We start from the raw sequence: 17389 nt of genomic DNA, 5'->3' as shown, positions 1-17389 counted from the left end.
GTATGTCCTGACAGATATTACCATAACCTTTTTTTCTTTTGAAGGGCATTAGAGTATAGCTGGACAATATTCCGTCCTAATATATTTACATCCCACAATTCCTTCCCCTTTTGGGAAGCATATTTACTCATTTGGTCACGTATTGCTGGATTATTCAAGAGGTATTCTATCTTCTCCGACAACTGCCTGTTATTCCCTTTTTCTATAATGAAACCATTCTTATTATTTTCAACCATCTCCGGAAGTCCTCCGGCATTGCTGACAATTGTAGGAACACCGAGTAACTGTGCTTCTATTACTGCAAAAGGCTGGTTTTCCTGCAGGCTCGGGAGAACAAGCATGTCGGATTGGTATAATATTTCTTTCACTTTTGAAGTATTTCCCCAGAATAATACATTTTTCTCGACTCCTAGTTTTCGGCAGCTTTCTTTTAAGCTTGCTTCAAGTTCCCCTTCACCCAGAATCCAACATTCCCACTTATCCCTGTACTTCAAGAATGAGAGAGCTTCTATTAAATTGTGCAGTCCTTTTAAATAGACCAGGCGACTATTGACTAATATGATCTTCTTCGCAGGCTTACGCTTGATAGGGGTGTCAACATTAAAATGAGAAAGCTCTACACCATATTTATAGGTGTGAATTTTGAAAGTATCGATTTTGAATTCGTTTTCGATGATTCTTCTCATCCATTGACTTGAAGTATGAATGAAATCACTGGATTCATATCCTACTTGTTCTAGTCGGGCATAATACTGGATTATGAATGAGTTCCATATCGCTTGATCCTCTGTATTAATATTCAAGGATTTATTCTGATGGAATATGGCACCAGTTAAAAAACCATGTCCACTTGTAATCAGCGGGACTCCCATGGGCTTGACACGGCTTAATGCCACTGCTGAAATGACATCCTGTGCATGAATGATATCGTACTTAGTCATATCGACATTGGTAATCCCCTGCTCAAATATATACCGATTTAACTCCGCGTGGTATACCCAGGGACTTCTCACCAAATGGGGGACAGATCTCATTAATTTCTTCTCGACATAGGAACGGTACTGGCTAAGATCAATCACTGTCTCAGAATTCAATATAACCACTTTTGAGTTATTATCCCTTGTACATAAAATATCTACATTATGACCTTGCCCGACAAGGTAAGCCGACAAGTTAGAGACAAAAGACCATATGCCTCCCCCCGGTAGAGGAAACACTGTCGCAATTAATATATTCATCAACCATCAATCCTTTGGAAATTGTTCTAGAATGGATTTTAATCGTGTATCTGGTATGGTGAGTTTCTTGTGATTCAAAGAATCGTGGGTTCTGTTCCCGATACTATTAACAACTGATCCACGTTTTCCATACACATGCCTAAGGTAATTTTTTCTCGGTAACATCTATTTCACTCCATTTTTAAAAATGATGTATTACGGTCTTGCTTGTTGATTGATGAACGAATAAGCATCATTTCAATGAATTGAATAAATTACATTGAAGTTATACTCCTCAAGATTTTTTTCCCAAACCAGCATGTTCGATTTAATATTGAAACAAGATAGTCTTGTTGGCATGACACCAAAATCACCAACATATTGAGTTGAACCATCTTTGTTTTTTTTGCTTGATGGACGTATTCTAGAAAAACCCACCAACACCAAATCTTCTGATATAGGCTTAATTCCCCTGCACCATCCTATTTTCTCTTGATGTTTGCTGATTTCTACAAGGTTCACTACTCTCTCCATTTTAAGTGTCTTAGCGTTTACGATGACTATTCTTCCGTCAACTTGTGTAAAATAGATTTTCCCATTAAAGACGACCCCATCATGTATTAACTGACGACCAATGTTTATTCTCTTCATTCTGTCGGTTAAACAAATGGCGTCCTTTTGAAGGCACCTGGTCACCCAAACTTCATCATTCAGTTCAAAGACAAAATTGGGATGTGACAAGTGCGGTTTTGTAGTAGGAACCCTGCGATAATCAATATTTGGGTCGAATCGACTCCATGGCCCTTCGCCCATCACATTCCACAGATTTACGATCCCACCTGCCCGATTTATTTCTACCACCATATCCAATCCTGTATTAGCGACCAAAAGGTTCCCATTCTTCCTTGGTTTCACATGATGAACATCATTGAATAATGGCAAACTATAATAGTCTATGAGCTTATGAGTAGAGGTATTGTAGACCAGGATTTCTGTTTGGGTACATACAAACAGCCTATCATCTTTTAGTGAAGCGGCCGTAAATGAAATGGAAGCTTCATGTGCAGGACACACCTCCTGTGGAGAAATATACTCGATGACTCTTTCTGCTTCTTTGGTCACCCCATCCAACTTTAAAACTACAGCTTTTTTAAACTGTTCCCAATCCTTCATCACTTTTGACTTTTGTTCTGCCCCTACAAGGTATAAATCTTTCAACCCTATCACCTCATTATATTTAAAATTAATCTACCCCAATCGGATAGCAGGTCCCGATTATAACAACTACAAATAGTTCAAGGCTTTACGAATAACTTCTCCCGATATTCTATGTACTGCTTGTATCTTTTGACATAGAAATTAAGTAAAATAAGTCATTCTCCAAAATATTAGCCACTTAGCCCTCTACAAACAGGGTTAACTTACATATAAGAATAATAGGGTAGTTTATTTGCTCGTATTAAATGATTGGAGGATATCAAATGAAAATACTATTCGTTTTTTATGTACCTAGTGGAGGGGTTGAAACGTTAAACAGGCAAAGGTCCATCGCCCTAAAAGAAGCGGGGATCCGGTGTGATTTTTTATATTACAGTAAGCGGAGAGATTTATTGAATCATGAGAAATCAAATGTGTTCATAACGAATGATGATCAGGAGATCAAGAACATTTTGCAGAAAGGAAAGTATGATGCCATGGTGATCACTTCCGATTATGCGGGGATGGAAAGATTCAGAAATTTAGGATTTAAAGGGAAAATCATTCTTGAGATTCAAGGGTTTGGACCTCAGAGTGTAGCTCGGGCACAATTACAAAATGCAATTCCGTATGTACAGAAGTATTGTCATGCACTCCTGTATCCCAAGACTCCCCATATTGGGGTGATTTTCAGAGAGTTTTTCAAATCCACTCCTATTTTTGGGTTTAATAATTGCTTTGATCATAAAGCCTTCACCTACCAAAAACATCCTAAAAGAGACAGACCCATTGTTGCCTGGATTGGTAGATTAGAAGACAACAAAAATTGGCGTGAATTTTTACACATTGGTCATCAATTAATTAAAACGAATAAAATGATTGAATTATACATGTTTGAGGACCCTAGTTTGTCCACCCCAAAGGAAAGAAATGATTTTATCCAATTGAAAAGCAGATTGAACCTGGATAAATATGTACATGTTTTACAAAATGTACCAAATAATCAAATGCCTGGTTACTTTTCGAGAATCGGCGATTCAGGAGGGTTTCTTTGCTCAACCTCAAAAGTCGAGGGGGCTCCCTATTCTTTGTTAGAAGCTATGAGCTGCAGGTGTCCCGTTCTTACAACAGACTCAGATGGAGTGAGGAGTTCGATTTTGCATAACCAATCCGGTAAGTATTATCAAATCGGAAACATTCAGCATGCCGTTCAACAGGCGGAAGAACTTATGCACAATTCCAAACTCCGTAATTACATCATCGAAAATGCTCTGCTTCACTTAAAATCTCAGTTCAGTCATGCACAGTACTGTAAACACTTCACACAAATGCTAAAGTCCATAGGTTTATAGTTTTGGTTAAAGGGGCTCAAGTTCAATCAAATCTTCGTCCACAGGCATATGCTATTAAAAATAACAAAAGGTTAGGTGTCTTATGAAAGCACTCGTTACAGGCGGGGCTGGGTTTATAGGCTCACATTTAGTGGATACACTTATTTCTAAAGGCTATTCTGTTCATATTATCGATAATTTAAGCAGTGGTAAGAAGGAATATATAAATCCTTTATCCATTTTTCATGAGTTGGATATTTCTACTCCTGCAGCACAAAAAGTCATCCTTAAGGAAAAACCAGATTATATTTTTCACATGGCTGCCCAGGCTGATGTGTCCCGATCCACCTCTTCCCCACTCGATGATATGCACACAAATGTTGCAGGAACCATCAATTTATTGGATGCATGCAGGCATTATCCCGTGAAGAATTTCGTCTTTTCATCTACATCAGCCGTCTATGGGAATGTCTCCAGTGAAAAGATTGACGAATCACACAAGACTTCCCCAATATCGTTCTATGGTTTATCAAAGCTTACCGCTGAAAACTATATAAAACTATTCCACGATACCTTTCAGATTCCATTCACCATCCTTCGGTACGGAAATGTCTATGGACCCAGGCAAACGTCTAAAGGAGAAGGAGGGGTCATTGCTGTATTTCTGGAGAAACTTAAGAAGAATGAACAGTTAAAAATCAATGGGGACGGTCTGCAAACACGGGACTATGTTTTTGTACAAGATGTGGTGGAAGCTAATTTTGCTGCAGCCGATAAAGGTAAACAGATGATGATGCACATAAGTACCGGGGAAAGATCATCGATTCTCCAATTAATCGAATTATTAAATAATTATCATACTGATGAAATTCGCGCCTTCCATACAGTAGATAGACAGGGGGATATTAAGCATAGTTGTTTAGATAACACACTTGCAAAACGTATTTTATCCTGGAAACCCAACTATTCCATTCAAGATGGATTGAAGGAGACCTATATGTCCTACTCTTTCTGACTTCCCGGACAATTAAAAATCATCAATCAATTGATAAAACCAATTGATTGATGATTTTTTGTTGAATATAGCTAATACTTTTTCCGTACCACTTTAAAGAAATTCTGATATTTCCTTTGGATATGCTGTGATTCTTTCACCATCCCCGCCCCGTGTTTTGCAGAACCCATTCTGGCGTGGACCCTATATAAAACAAGCACTTCATCCAAATAATGCATCTTGGTATAAAGGCTCAAGCGGCACCACATCTCGTAGTCCTGTGTGTATTTCAGCCTCTCATCAAACCACCCTGCCTGCTTTATTAAATCGATTTCCGCCATTACTGTGCATCCATTAACAGGACATGCTTTTAATAAGACCCTCTGGAATGCATCTCTGTTCATTCTCCTGGAGTGGATCTCGTTCACCACTTTATTATTTATATCAATGGTTTTAAATGCTGTATAAGAAACTTTGGAGCCAATTGAATTCATATAAGCTAGTTGCCTAGCGATTTTGCTTTCTAGAAACATATCATCTGAGCTCAACCAGGCGAAATATTTCCCTGTCGCTTGCCTTAACCCCTCATTTAAAGCGGATGCCGTTCCACCATTTGACTTCCTTATATACTTTATCCGGTTTTTGAACGGTTGGATTTTTTCAACATATTGAGTTGAACCATCGTCCACAACTATGACTTCAATATCTTTATAGGTCTGACGAAGAGCGCTCTGAATGGCTTGGTCAATATATGCGCAATTGTAAAATGGAATAATAATTGATACCTTCACTTAGTTCCCCTCTTTCATCAAAGTAAGTGATAATACCACTCTATGTAAATGAAAGCAAAGTGCTTGTATCATCACCCAGTCCATAGAAAAAGAGTGCATTCAGCACTCTTTCATTCAAACACAATGTCAATATGTTTAACCTTCCCATTATTGATCGTGTAACATCTTATCTCTTCTTTCCTTCCACCGACAGCGGCTATAAAATAATAAACCTCCGGAAATTGTGAGAAAGTAACATCGTCCTTTGAGGGAACAGGACTTCCATACGGATGTGAATGATATATTCCCATAAAAACTTCTTTTTTATGAATCATTTTAGCCATGACATGATCTTGTTCATCGGGATCCATGGCAAAAGAATATGGTGTAGGTTCAGTATTTCTCATTGGCCAAATCGTCTGACAAAGATTCGTGGATCCCGAAATCAACCCGCAAGCTTCATTCGGTAGCCCCTTTTTCACCTCAATCATAATCTTTTTGTATATCCGCCAAGGCATCCTTACGATTTCTTTAGGCGTTGCACCCGCATCCCTTGAATTTAAATTTCGTTCTCTTAACTTCCATTTTGATTCGATCCTCTTTCTTAATTCCAATGGGTACTCTCTTTTTCCGCTTATAAATATCATTGAGATCTTTGGATTGCATTATTATCACCCCTTTCAATCTACCTCATATACTTGTTGGGATTAAACATGGTACGTTTCGATTCAGAAGCCATAGGTATATTGCCGTATTCATCGAACTGAGGATTAACATGAGAAGCTTGCTTTTTCTGCTGCTGCTTCATATTTTGGTAAATTTCTTTTTTCTTATTGGATCGAGATTGAAGATCTTTCTTTAGCTTATCCAACTCCTTTTCCATTTCAGCTTCCCGATTACTTTTTTCCTTTTGATTACCTGTATATTTTTGATTCAATAAACTTACTTCTTTTTCAAGGTCTTTTTCTCTTTGTTTATAATCTTCCAATTGATCCTTTAATGAATGAAGTTCATCCTCATAATATTCTTCGATTTTCTTTAACTCATCGTTCAATACACTTATTTTCTGTAAATAACTCTTGGTTGTTTCCTCACTTTCATTGCTCTTTATCAACGTCTCCTTGACTTCATTGAATTTCATTGAATGTGATACCAATTGCTCTTCAATCAGATTAAGTTTTTTCAGTATTTCCGGATGATTGTTTTCCTCTTCCTTACCCCATAAAAATTTCCACACTATTGTATACCACCTTTCTTTAATTGGACGCATGTATTGTTTTCGGTGCATTCGTAACCAATCAATAAGATTAACGAAAACGTTATTATATACCTCAACTTCAAATAAAATTTTTTTCTCTGACAAAAAGTACTCATTCGCTTCAATTAATAAGGATATCGCTTCATTTTTAATTTTTTCGAGTGGTGATTTCATGTAACCTTGAGCACTTTCATAAATTATTTTAACTTCCGGGATTGGTGTAGGTGCAAGATGGACATCCTTTGAGTTATCTTGTATGCTTTCTTCCTTATATGCTACCTGAAAGTTTTTGTCATTGGGCAATTCAGTTTCATCGGAAAGGGATTTCTTCATTAATTCCTGTTGCAGTTCAAGATCTAACTCATATTTCATTTCAATATTTTGAAGCAGAAATTCAATCTGTTCTGTCAGCATTAGGATGGTATGATGATTTTCCGCAATTTCTGATTGATAGACAAGATGTTTGGACCTTTCTCTGGACAATTCTTCCGACACATTTTTAATTCGTTTCGAATAATGATTATAGAGAGATTGTATTTCTTCAGATATCATATGAATATCATTCATTAATTCCGGATATTCTGTGCCATGGTTAAGCTTATACTCCTCCTCGGTCACCTTTTTCACCTCCAATAATTCCTTTGTATTATCTTATGTACGGTTTGTTTACATGTTAAAAAAAAGGAGAGAGAGTTCTCTCTCCTTCATTTAATTAGTCATCCAAGCCTCCAAGTAAGTCTGCAAATGTTTCACACTCACCAAACTCAACCAATGCATCTACCACTCCACTATCGAAGATGACAACATTAGCCGTATTTCTTAAGATTAAGCGGAAGCCTTCAGTAGGTGCATCAAAAATTTGAAGTTCATAGAATAATTGTTCAGGTGCTCCGTCAAAGTAACGAATTCCTTCTCCAACCGCAGTAAGTGCATCGTCACCACAGGTTACTCTATCGATAGATGATGGATCGAAAGTAAAGGAGAAATCAGGTTGGAATCCTGTTGCAGTCGGTGCTGGAGTAGGGCCTACTTCTGTATCAGTGAAAGAGTAAGACCATGTACTGTCTGCAAGTGAGCACTCTTGACAAATTTCAGCTCTTAAAGTTGATAGACCTGTTACTGTATCAGCTGTTGCACCAGATCCGAATGTTGCGTCAGTATCTTCATTTCTTGCAAGAGCTGTCGCCTGGCATTCACAGTTATCAACCGGGAATAACCCTGGACATTGACGCGGGAACTCTAATAGGCTTAAATCACAACGAAGTTTTTCTTCAGGGACTCTGATATTGTTAGGACGCGGGAAACAGAACTTTGCCAGGACTTCTAATTTGACCGGATATTCTACTTGGACGTCTTTACAAAGAACAACTTTTAAAGGAATCATAGGCCCGAATGGATCAGGTCCCATTAATACTCCTCCTGAGCTGGCAATGACTTGAGTCGCTCTGATATTTAAGTTTTCATTGGTGATACCAGTAGGCACACAAAGCATAATCTCATCGGTAAATTGTGTACGCACAGTAAACGAACACTCTGCTACACCTTCGATTAGAATTGTTACTTCAACAGGTACTGTCCAAACAATCAAGACTCTACCAGGATTACCATTTTCAAGAATGGTACCAGTCACACTTACATCCGATGGGTCAACCGGAGCTGTTTGTACTTCTACTCTTTGACCTGCCGCAAGAGCCGCGCTGACTGCTGCACGACACGCTTCATCAGGAATGAAATTCTTGTTCTCATACTTGTTCGCAAAGAACACCCAGTCATATACTTTGTCTACACGAATACATTCTGGTGCTAAATCATTCGGATCCAGTGGAATCGGAGACGGAGATGGTGTAGGAGTCTGGGAACCCCTAATTTGTTTACGCTTCTTCAAAAAAATCCTTCCTTCCTTTAAATGAATATTTATATCACACTATATCCTATGGACGATAAAGAATTTGGTATAGAGTAAATACCTATTTATTCAAAAAAAAATAATAGGCTTATTAATAGTTTTTCGATTACTATTAAAAAATAGGCTAATTCTATAGACATTTGACTGTACTCCTGTTTCTTAAGCGTCATATCATATAACATAAGGAAAGGGGGAATGTAGGACCTTTAACAATTTAATATGTGAAATTTTGAAAATTACCATTAGAATGAAATGTTATGATAAAGTGTTTAATCTATGCATATAAGTGGTTACGCTACCTCTTTAAATGAATATTAGAACGTGAACGATTTCCTATCATTGCAATGATATTAATTATAAATATATAAAAGCCATGTAAACGCTGGGAAGTTTACATGGCTTATTTTATGGACAAATAGCTTTCGCCTCGGTTGGTACATATAAATAATAAAAGCATACAGAAAGGAGTATTCAAACATGAAATATCTTTCACCAATCCAACTTCAACAGCAAATAATCCATTATAAATCCGAATTGGAGAAATACAAACATAAGTGTTCAACCTTGGAAAAGCACTATCTTGCCCACGAAATCCATTCCATAAAAAAAGAAAATCAACGTCTAGAAAACTCAAATGAAGCCTTTCGAATACAGATTGAAAAAAAAGTTGAAGAAAATGAGCAACTTTCCATAAAATATAAATCTGCCTACAAATCTCAAGAAAAGGAAATAAAAAAGCTTCGTTATACCATTAATCAATTAAAGGATCAACTGCGTAAAATAAACCTCCTCTACTCGACAGAAGTAAAAAAACTGGTCGAACATAACTATTTAACTAAGACTGCCCTTGAAAAAGAAATCATTTCATCACAAGTGTCACATAGTTATCTAATAAAAGAAAAAGAATTACTAACGATTAATAAACAACATATGGAAAAACAGTTATATTCAAAAGAAATTGAATTACTGGAGATGGAAGAGCTCCTCGTGGGGCTGAAAATTAAGTGGAATGAAGAAAAACTAAATTCAGACAGACTAAATAACTTTGAGAAATATAAAAACAATAACCTCTCGGATCAGAATAAATTCTTAAATAATGAGCTTTACGTAAAAGAAATGGAACTTCTTAAGTTGAAGGAGCTAATTGAGGAATTGAAAATTGAGGGCTCATTACAGAAACAACATTTGCTCAAACTGAATAGCTTTGAGGAATATAAAAATTACAACCTTTCGGATGAAAACGAATCCTTAAAAGCTCAACTTTACTTAAGAGAAATAGAATTGTATGAAGTCCAGCAAATTCTTTCAGAATCTACATCCCATTACGACGACTTACTTACCACCAAAGCGATTCAGCTCGAACAGGCATCCAAAATGCAAATCGAAAAATCAGCCTATATCCAAAAAATAGAAACATCACTAAAAAAACTGATAGACGAAAAAGAGGCATATACCAATACCCTTCATTCACTAAGGAAGAACATTAAGCTTATGAAGGAAGACGTATTCACTTTCCATGAAGAAGAATCAGCTGCAATTAAAAATAAAATGAATAGCTATGAAAACACAATTCAGCACCTGCAATTCACAAATGCTCACTTAATTGAAGAAATCAACAAATTAAAAAACCGGGCACCTAAGTGAGGAGCCCGGTTTATTCTATTACATAAATTCTTTGACTAATTCATTAAATTTATCCTCATCTAACTTTAAATCATGTGTACTTAATGGCTCTTCAGAATACCCGGTTACGAGGTCCTGGTATGAAGGCTGTTCTTTGTTTTGATAAATCAATCCAGTCACCAGTCCATCCTTCTCCATAAGCGTATTCATTGCTTGTTCACGATTAGATGGATCATAGCCTTCAACATCAGAGAGCTTTGTCAGGTTCTCTTTGAACCAGTCGTACGTATTGATCTTGTTATAGGTTACGCAAGGACTAAACACGTTGATCAATGAGAAGCCTTTGTGATTAAGTCCTGCTTCAATTATCGCTGTCAGCTCTTTCAGGTCAGAAGAGAAACTTTGAGCAACGAAGGTTGCACCTGCTGTTAGTGCCATTTCCATCGGTGCCAGTGCTGGCTCTATGCTTCCCTGAGGCGTTGACTTTGTCTTAAAACCAGATGACGAACGAGGAGAGGTTTGTCCTTTGGTCAGCCCATAGATCTGGTTATCCATAACAATGTATGTGACATCTACATTACGACGGATCGCATGGATGGTATGGCCAAGGCCGATGGCAAACCCATCTCCATCCCCACCAGAAGCGATAACGGTTAATTCCTTATTCGCCATCTTCAATCCTTGAGCGATTGGAAGGGAACGTCCGTGAATGCCATGAAAACCGTACGAGTTAATGTAACCTGATATACGTCCGGAACAACCGATTCCGGATACGACAGCCAATTGTTCAGGATCGAGCCCTACATTTGCCGATGCCCGTTGAATCGCAGCTTGTACAGAGAAGTCTCCACACCCAGGACACCAATTGGGTTTAACATTATTTCTAAAATCTTTAAAGGTAGCCATGGATCAGATCAACTCCTTACATCTTGAATGAATTTCATTTGGTAAGTAGGGTGTGCCATCATACTTTGTCATTTTCGTGATTTTATTTCCATACCCTACGTTCATTTTGATTATATTGGCTAATTGTCCAGTAGCATTATGTTCAATCACAACCACTTTCTTAGCTGATTGCATCAGTGGCTCGAGCTCATTTGCCGGAAACGGATGAATTAAGCGGATATGAGCATGATTCACTTTCACCCCATCCGCTTCAAGTCGTTCCATTGCTTCTTCAATTACTCCACGTGTTGAGTTGAAACCCACTAATAATAAATCGGCAGCTTCATGTGGTGCATGAGTGTGGATTGGATTGTTAAAGCGTATGTTTTCCACCTTGCGCATACGTTTATCCATCTGTGCCTGTCTGTTTACAGGAGACTCAGACGGCTTCCCTGTTTCATCATGTTCGACTCCTGTCACATGATGAATGCCGTTTTTCATTCCAGGGATGACACGTGGTGATACACCATCTTCAGTCACTTCAAAACGTTTAAAGTATTTCTTTGCCTCTAATTCATTTAACTCTGATTCAGTGCCGACAAGCTTCCCTCTACGAATCTCCACTTTGCTGTAATCAAGTGGTTCTACCGTTTGCTTCCCTAATGAAAGCTGTAGATCAGAAAGAATGATGACTGGACATTGATACTCTTCAGCCAAGTTAAACGCCTCTACTGTATCATAGAATGCTTCCTGTACAGTACTTGGAGCCAGGACGATCTTAGGAATCTCTCCGTGCGTACCGTAAATCATGGCCATTAAATCGGACTGCTCCTGTTTCGTCGGAAGTCCAGTGGACGGTCCTCCACGTTGGGTATCCACCACTACTAAAGGCTGCTCTGTCATACCGGATAAGCCGATTGCTTCCATCATAAGTGAAAGACCAGGACCAGCCGATGCTGTGAATGAACGGATTCCCCCGTAGTTCGCCCCGATTGCCATCGTTGCGGCTGCAATCTCATCCTCTGTCTGGATAACCGTTCCTCCGACCATCGGAAGCTTCTTAATAAGATATTCCATGATTTCAGAAGCTGGAGTGATTGGATATGCTGCCATCAGGCGAACCCCACCAGCCAGAGCACCGAGAGCTATCGCATCGTTCCCGATCATGAACATGCGCTTATTTCCATCGGCTTCCTTCAGTTGTAATGAACCGACCTTGCTTCCAAGCTCATCTTTCATCGTTTGATATCCTTGCTTGATGGCTTCCATGTTCTTCTCTACTACCGTCTCACCTTTACGCCCGAAGATTTCTTCGACTACTTCCTTGAAAACGTCTGGACCCAGGTTGAGAACGGCACAGGTCGCACCTACCGCTACCATGTTCTTCATTAACGACGTCCCAAGTTCCGTAGCCAACTGAGTGAAAGGAATGATATAGAGAGAAGCATCCGTATCTTCAGGCTTTTCTGGCTTGAACTTCGCATCAGCTATAATCACACCATTGCTATGTAATTCTTTATAATTCACATCAATCGTTTCCTGATCAAATGCAACTAAAATATCTAAGTCATCAGCAATCGCACGCACTTGTGTTGTGCTTACCCGAATCTTGTTATTTGTATGTCCTCCCTTAATACGAGAGGAGAAATGCCGGTAACCATATAAGAAATACCCAAGGCGATTGAGGGCCATAGAAAAGATTTCACCCGTACTCTCTATCCCTTCACCTTGCTGGCCACCAACTTTCCATGAAAGTTGTTCCTTCATTTATTACACCCCTTCAATCAATTTTTGCAACATCTATTAGAGAAGCGTATTCTCATTTTTCGTTCAAACAATCTTTTACTACAAAGGATTGTTTCAACTTTTTTCATTGTATTCACTCTATCAGTTTATCACTATTCTATTTAAATCACTACTGTATTAAAGAGATTATGAATATGAACACTTTATTCCTGGTACAAAAAAACATTAAAGGTATTTCTATAATGTCTGGTTCAGTAATCAATCTGGTAATCTTCCAACAAAGTTTTCGAACAGGAATTTTTTCACCTGTTTCTCGCTATAATATCGTTGAAGTGTGTTGATTAAGTTATTATATTGATCGAATGATGATAACCCCTGTACTGTTTCTGATATTCCGTCGAAATCCGATCCAAATCCAATGTGATCCTCTCCACCCAAACTGCATACATGTTCAATGTGCCTGATGACATCTGAAATCGCCGCTGTACCTTTTTTGTTTAGAAACGGCGGTACAAACGTGATCCCCATGACACTGTCCTTTTTGATTAACGCTTCAATTTGTCCGTTTTTCAAATTCCGGGGGTTGGGGCAAATGGAGTAAGCATTCGAGTGAGAAGCGATGGGATATTCAGCACTTTCGATTGTATCCCAAAAAGCTTTCTCACTTAAATGGGAAACATCTGTCCACATCCTGTTCTCGTTTAAGAATGAAACGACCTCATGGCCAAAATTGGTTAATCCTCCACCCCTTGGCTCCAGTGCTCCATCTGCTGCAGCATTTGCCCAATTCCACGTTAAACCTGCAGAACGGACCCCAAGCCGATAAAGAATTTCAAGCTTGGTAAGGTCCTCTTCAATCGCTTCAATGCCCTCAAGTGTTAGCATTGCCCCGATTTCATCATGCGCTAATTTTTCTATATCTCTTTTCGAGGTGACAAATTTAAGCTTAGGATTGGGTTTCAGGATTTGATTATGAAATAAGTTCACCATTTCCAGGGCAGCTTGAAATCGTTGACCCGGCTTCAAATTGGATGGGATATAAATAGCAAACAATTGTATCTTACTTCTGCTATCCACCAGCTGTGGATAGGTAATATGTAAAGTATGCTTAGATTGAAATGCTTTCTTCTCCGGTTCTAAGTATAGCTTCATCAATACATCACAGTGTGCATCAAATAACATGTTTCTTCATCCTTTCAAGTGCCTGACTTACCTTTTAATAATACTATGGAAAAATAGAAAGGCTGTCCACTAAAGAATCCCCTCTTTAATGAACAGCCTATGGTATATTATCTTGGTTCCACTATTAACTTTATCGCCGTACGCTCTTCCCCATCGATCAGAATATCTGTAAATGCCGGGATACATATCAAATCTAAACCACTGGGAGCCACAAAGCCTCTGGCAATCGCAACTGCTTTAACGGCTTGATTTAAAGCCCCTGCACCAATCGCTTGTATCTCAGCTCCTCCTCTTTCACGAAGAACACCGGCGAGTGCACCAGCTACAGAATTAGGATTAGATTTTGCTGAAACTTTTAATATTTCCATTCCTTTTCCTCCTTGTCATTTCCCCCATACCGTATGTCCGTGGTAAAGAACAAACTTGGTATAAATGATTCCACTGATACTATATTCAGGAAATGGACAAATCATTCCGGTCTCACTGAAAAAAGGAACGAAAACATTTAATATTCTGCCATAAATGGATGATCTTCGTTAATTAAGATACGATCGATTTTCTTGGCTTTACCCGTTTTTTGATCAACATCTATTAAACAGGCACTCAAAATTTTACGACCTGTCTTTGGAACTTCAAAACGAACGGGCAAACTGGTCTGAAATCTCTTCAGAACAGAATCCTTACTCATTCCCAGTACCTCATCATATGGGCCTGTCATACCGACATCACACATAAATGCTGTGCCATTGGGCAGGATGCGGTTATCAGCTGTTTGCACATGTGTATGGGTGCCTATTACAGCAGATACCCGGCCATCCAATAACCAGCCAATCGCCTGCTTTTCACTGGTTGCTTCTGCATGAAAGTCAACGAAGATAATGGACGTTCTCTTCTTTGCTTCGGCTACTAGTTCATCCAGAGCCTTGAACGGGTCATCAAGGGGCGGCATAAACGTTCTCCCTTGTGCATTGATAACGGCAACCTCTTTTCCATACACTTCAGCAAACACCAGACCACTTCCAGGGGTTCCTTCCGGGAAATTCGCCGGTCTTACCATTTGTTTTGATGAGTCGATAAAATTGAAAATGTCTCTATTGTCCCAAGTATGATTACCGAGAGTTACCATATTGGCACCATCTTGCAAAAATTGTTTGTAAATCTTCTCCGTGATCCCTCTGCCTGAAGCAGCATTTTCCCCGTTCACGATGGTGAAATCCGGTGAATGCTTCTTTTTTAACTTCGGCAGGTATTCTGTGATCATTTCCCTGCCCATTGAACCGACAACGTCTCCAACAAATAAAATTTTCATGAAAATTCCCTTCTCTATATGTATTCAGTCTTGTAGTTATTGTATCACAAAAAACCTGTCGTCTATTCATCCGTCCAGGGAGCATATAAACGATAAAAAAAGCTGACTCGAAAAGGGATATCCCTTTTCGAGTCAACCTCTTATTTCGCGTATTCGACAGCCCTAGTTTCACGGATGACCGTTACTTTAATATGGCCTGGATAATCGAGCTCATCTTCGATCCGTTTACGGATATCCCTCGCTAATCGGTGAGATTCCAAATCGTCAATGGCTTCTGGTCTAACCATAATACGAACTTCACGTCCTGCCTGGATCGCGAAAGATTTCTCAACGCCTTCATATGACTCTGAGATTTCTTCCAGCTTCTCTAATCGGCGGATATAGTTCTCAAGCGTCTCACTTCTTGCGCCAGGTCTCGCAGCAGATAAAGCATCAGCTGCAGCAACCAGTACGGCAATGATGGACGTAGGCTCTGTATCTCCGTGGTGAGAGGCAATACTGTTAATGACAACAGGGTGTTCCTTATACTTCGTTGCCAGTTCAACACCAATTTCTACGTGGCTTCCTTCTACTTCATGGTCGATCGCTTTTCCGATATCATGAAGTAATCCAGCACGTTTAGCGAGTCGTTCATCCTCACCAAGCTCTGCTGCTAGTAACCCGGATAGATACGCCACTTCCATTGAGTGTTTTAAAACGTTCTGACCGTAACTTGTACGATACTTTAAACGTCCCAAGATTTTAATTAAATCCGGGTGAAGACCGTGAACGCCAACTTCAAAGGTTGTCTGTTCACCAACTTCACGGATGTATTCATCCACTTCACGTCGAGATTTATCGACCATCTCTTCAATTCGCGCAGGGTGGATACGTCCATCCTGAACTAACTTCTCTAATGCAATTCGAGCCGTTTCTCTACGAATCGGATCAAAACCAGAAAGAATAACTGCTTCAGGAGTATCATCAATAATCAAATCAATTCCTGTTAAAGTTTCCAGCGTACGAATGTTACGTCCTTCTCGCCCAATAATTCGACCTTTCATCTCATCATTCGGTAGGTTCACAACACTAACCGTTGTTTCTGCCACATGTTCAGCAGCACAACGTTGAATAGCCAGTGAAAGGACTTCTTTCGCCTTCTTATCTGCATCTTCCTTCGCACGTGTTTCATGCTCTCTGACCATAATGGCGATATCATGGGAGAGTTCATTTTCAACGCGGTCAAGAATGATTCCTTTCGCTTCATCACGAGTTAAGCTCGAGATACGCTCTAGCTCTGTTTGCTGTGATCGTACCATCTCGTCCACTTTGCTTTCCATCTCTTCAATATGTTGTTGTCTCTCGTTAAGAGTCCCCTCTTTTCTCTCGAGTAAGGCTTCACGCTTATCAAGCGTTTCATCTTTCCGATCGAGGTTTTCCTCTTTTTGCATCAAACGATTTTCTTGTTTCTGCAATTCATTTCTTCGTTCACGAAGGTCATTTTCCATTTCTGTGCGAAGTTTATGATTTTCGTCCTTTGCTTCTAATAGTGCTTCTTTCTTCAGAGCATCTGCCTCGCGCTTCGCATCTTCTAAAATGTGCTCTGCTGAACCTTTAGCACCAGCAATCTTTGCTTCAGCAATGGACTTACGAATTAGGTATCCAACAACTACACCGACGATAAGGCCAAGCAAAATGGAGATGATTGTTATAGGTTGCATTATTTCACCTCCTCTTGCTATGAACTAACATCATGTCTTTTACATGTCGGCTTGTACATTGCTCACTTGAACAAAATATACAGCGCTAGGCTTTCAAATATTCATTCGAAAAATTTGTAAAATATACATGTTAATTTTAAATCTCTGAAAATTTATTGTCAAGGGGTTGAGCCCTCTATCCCTAGATTTCTCAAGGGATTTTTTCCATTCGACATAAATTGACACTGTCACTCTGGGGTTATGGATGATTTTTTGACACCATGCAGCTATT

General features: G+C 39.1%; 15 protein-coding genes. 3 read left to right on the top strand and 12 right to left on the bottom strand.

The window, feature by feature from the left end:
• Positions 1 to 17: 17 nt before the first annotated feature.
• Positions 18 to 1238 (bottom strand): glycosyltransferase family 4 protein, encoded by a 1221-nt coding sequence (locus tag ACOSV2_RS03525; RefSeq protein WP_428973926.1) that lies wholly within the window; start codon positions 1236 to 1238, stop codon positions 18 to 20.
• A 237-nt stretch (positions 1239 to 1475) separates the two neighbouring features.
• Entirely contained in the window at positions 1476 to 2435 is a 960-nt protein-coding gene (locus ACOSV2_RS03520; RefSeq protein ID WP_428973925.1) for a hypothetical protein, read from the bottom strand.
• Positions 2436 to 2698: 263 nt separating this feature from the next.
• Between ACOSV2_RS03520 and ACOSV2_RS03515 the strand changes: the two genes are divergently transcribed.
• Both ACOSV2_RS03515 and ACOSV2_RS03510 read left to right on the top strand, forming a co-directional pair.
• Positions 2699 to 3766 (top strand): glycosyltransferase family 4 protein, encoded by a 1068-nt coding sequence (locus ACOSV2_RS03515; protein ID WP_428973924.1) that lies wholly within the window; start codon positions 2699 to 2701, stop codon positions 3764 to 3766.
• Positions 3767 to 3848: 82 nt separating this feature from the next.
• On the top strand, positions 3849 to 4760 hold the full coding sequence (locus ACOSV2_RS03510) for an NAD-dependent epimerase/dehydratase family protein (protein WP_428973923.1): 912 nt from the start codon (positions 3849 to 3851) through the stop codon (positions 4758 to 4760).
• 71 nt (positions 4761 to 4831) lie between these two features.
• Here ACOSV2_RS03510 and ACOSV2_RS03505 read toward each other — a convergent pair whose 3' ends face one another.
• From ACOSV2_RS03505 to ACOSV2_RS03490, 4 genes are all read right to left on the bottom strand, one after another.
• Positions 4832 to 5530: a glycosyltransferase family 2 protein gene (locus ACOSV2_RS03505; protein ID WP_324748150.1), complete on the bottom strand. Its 699-nt coding sequence runs from the start codon at positions 5528 to 5530 to the stop codon at positions 4832 to 4834.
• Positions 5531 to 5640: 110 nt separating this feature from the next.
• Positions 5641 to 6123 (bottom strand): Mov34/MPN/PAD-1 family protein, encoded by a 483-nt coding sequence (locus ACOSV2_RS03500; RefSeq protein ID WP_428973922.1) that lies wholly within the window; start codon positions 6121 to 6123, stop codon positions 5641 to 5643.
• Positions 6124 to 6194: 71 nt separating this feature from the next.
• Positions 6195 to 7385 (bottom strand): hypothetical protein, encoded by a 1191-nt coding sequence (locus ACOSV2_RS03495; protein WP_428973921.1) that lies wholly within the window; start codon positions 7383 to 7385, stop codon positions 6195 to 6197.
• A gap of 94 nt (positions 7386 to 7479) precedes the next feature.
• Entirely contained in the window at positions 7480 to 8652 is a 1173-nt protein-coding gene (locus tag ACOSV2_RS03490) for a hypothetical protein (RefSeq protein ID WP_324748148.1), read from the bottom strand.
• Positions 8653 to 9150: 498 nt separating this feature from the next.
• Here ACOSV2_RS03490 and ACOSV2_RS03485 point away from each other — a divergent pair, with 498 nt between their 5' ends.
• The gene (locus ACOSV2_RS03485) at positions 9151 to 10317 is read left to right on the top strand and encodes a hypothetical protein (RefSeq protein ID WP_428973920.1); all 1167 of its coding nucleotides are present in this window, start codon (positions 9151 to 9153) and stop codon (positions 10315 to 10317) included.
• A gap of 18 nt (positions 10318 to 10335) precedes the next feature.
• Here ACOSV2_RS03485 and ACOSV2_RS03480 read toward each other — a convergent pair whose 3' ends face one another.
• The 6 genes from ACOSV2_RS03480 to rny form a co-directional block, all read right to left on the bottom strand.
• Positions 10336 to 11202, bottom strand: coding sequence for a 2-oxoacid:ferredoxin oxidoreductase subunit beta (locus ACOSV2_RS03480; protein WP_324748146.1), 867 nt, complete (start codon positions 11200 to 11202; stop codon positions 10336 to 10338).
• 3 nt (positions 11203 to 11205) lie between these two features.
• Complete coding sequence (locus ACOSV2_RS03475) at positions 11206 to 12948, bottom strand: 2-oxoacid:acceptor oxidoreductase subunit alpha (protein ID WP_428973919.1); 1743 nt, start codon at positions 12946 to 12948, stop codon at positions 11206 to 11208.
• A 237-nt stretch (positions 12949 to 13185) separates the two neighbouring features.
• The gene (locus ACOSV2_RS03470) at positions 13186 to 14109 is read right to left on the bottom strand and encodes a dipeptidase (protein WP_428973918.1); all 924 of its coding nucleotides are present in this window, start codon (positions 14107 to 14109) and stop codon (positions 13186 to 13188) included.
• A gap of 107 nt (positions 14110 to 14216) precedes the next feature.
• Complete coding sequence (spoVS, locus tag ACOSV2_RS03465; protein ID WP_034760060.1) at positions 14217 to 14477, bottom strand: stage V sporulation protein SpoVS; 261 nt, start codon at positions 14475 to 14477, stop codon at positions 14217 to 14219.
• A gap of 137 nt (positions 14478 to 14614) precedes the next feature.
• Positions 14615 to 15418, bottom strand: coding sequence for a TIGR00282 family metallophosphoesterase (locus ACOSV2_RS03460; RefSeq protein WP_428973917.1), 804 nt, complete (start codon positions 15416 to 15418; stop codon positions 14615 to 14617).
• A gap of 140 nt (positions 15419 to 15558) precedes the next feature.
• Complete coding sequence (rny, locus tag ACOSV2_RS03455; RefSeq protein WP_428973916.1) at positions 15559 to 17118, bottom strand: ribonuclease Y; 1560 nt, start codon at positions 17116 to 17118, stop codon at positions 15559 to 15561.
• Positions 17119 to 17389: the final 271 nt, after the last annotated feature.

The organism is Rossellomorea sp. DUT-2, from assembly GCF_052665285.1.
The sequence above is the reverse complement of the archived record's forward strand: the minus strand, read 5'-3'. Positions and strand labels throughout refer to the sequence as shown.

What these genes read in the sequence shown, in the direction of transcription:
- ACOSV2_RS03475 (WP_428973919.1), bottom strand. Translation starts at nt 12,948, where the DNA reads ATGAAGGAACAACTTTCATGGAAAGTTGGTGGCCAGCAAGGTGAAGGG.
- rny (WP_428973916.1), bottom strand. Translation starts at nt 17,118, where the DNA reads ATGCAACCTATAACAATCATCTCCATTTTGCTTGGCCTTATCGTCGGT.
- ACOSV2_RS03460 (WP_428973917.1), bottom strand. Translation starts at nt 15,418, where the DNA reads ATGAAAATTTTATTTGTTGGAGACGTTGTCGGTTCAATGGGCAGGGAA.
- ACOSV2_RS03510 (WP_428973923.1), top strand. Translation starts at nt 3,849, where the DNA reads ATGAAAGCACTCGTTACAGGCGGGGCTGGGTTTATAGGCTCACATTTA.
- ACOSV2_RS03485 (WP_428973920.1), top strand. Translation starts at nt 9,151, where the DNA reads ATGAAATATCTTTCACCAATCCAACTTCAACAGCAAATAATCCATTAT.
- ACOSV2_RS03480 (WP_324748146.1), bottom strand. Translation starts at nt 11,202, where the DNA reads ATGGCTACCTTTAAAGATTTTAGAAATAATGTTAAACCCAATTGGTGT.
- spoVS (WP_034760060.1), bottom strand. Translation starts at nt 14,477, where the DNA reads ATGGAAATATTAAAAGTTTCAGCAAAATCTAATCCTAATTCTGTAGCT.
- ACOSV2_RS03525 (WP_428973926.1), bottom strand. Translation starts at nt 1,238, where the DNA reads ATGAATATATTAATTGCGACAGTGTTTCCTCTACCGGGGGGAGGCATA.
- ACOSV2_RS03470 (WP_428973918.1), bottom strand. Translation starts at nt 14,109, where the DNA reads ATGTTATTTGATGCACACTGTGATGTATTGATGAAGCTATACTTAGAA.
- ACOSV2_RS03515 (WP_428973924.1), top strand. Translation starts at nt 2,699, where the DNA reads ATGAAAATACTATTCGTTTTTTATGTACCTAGTGGAGGGGTTGAAACG.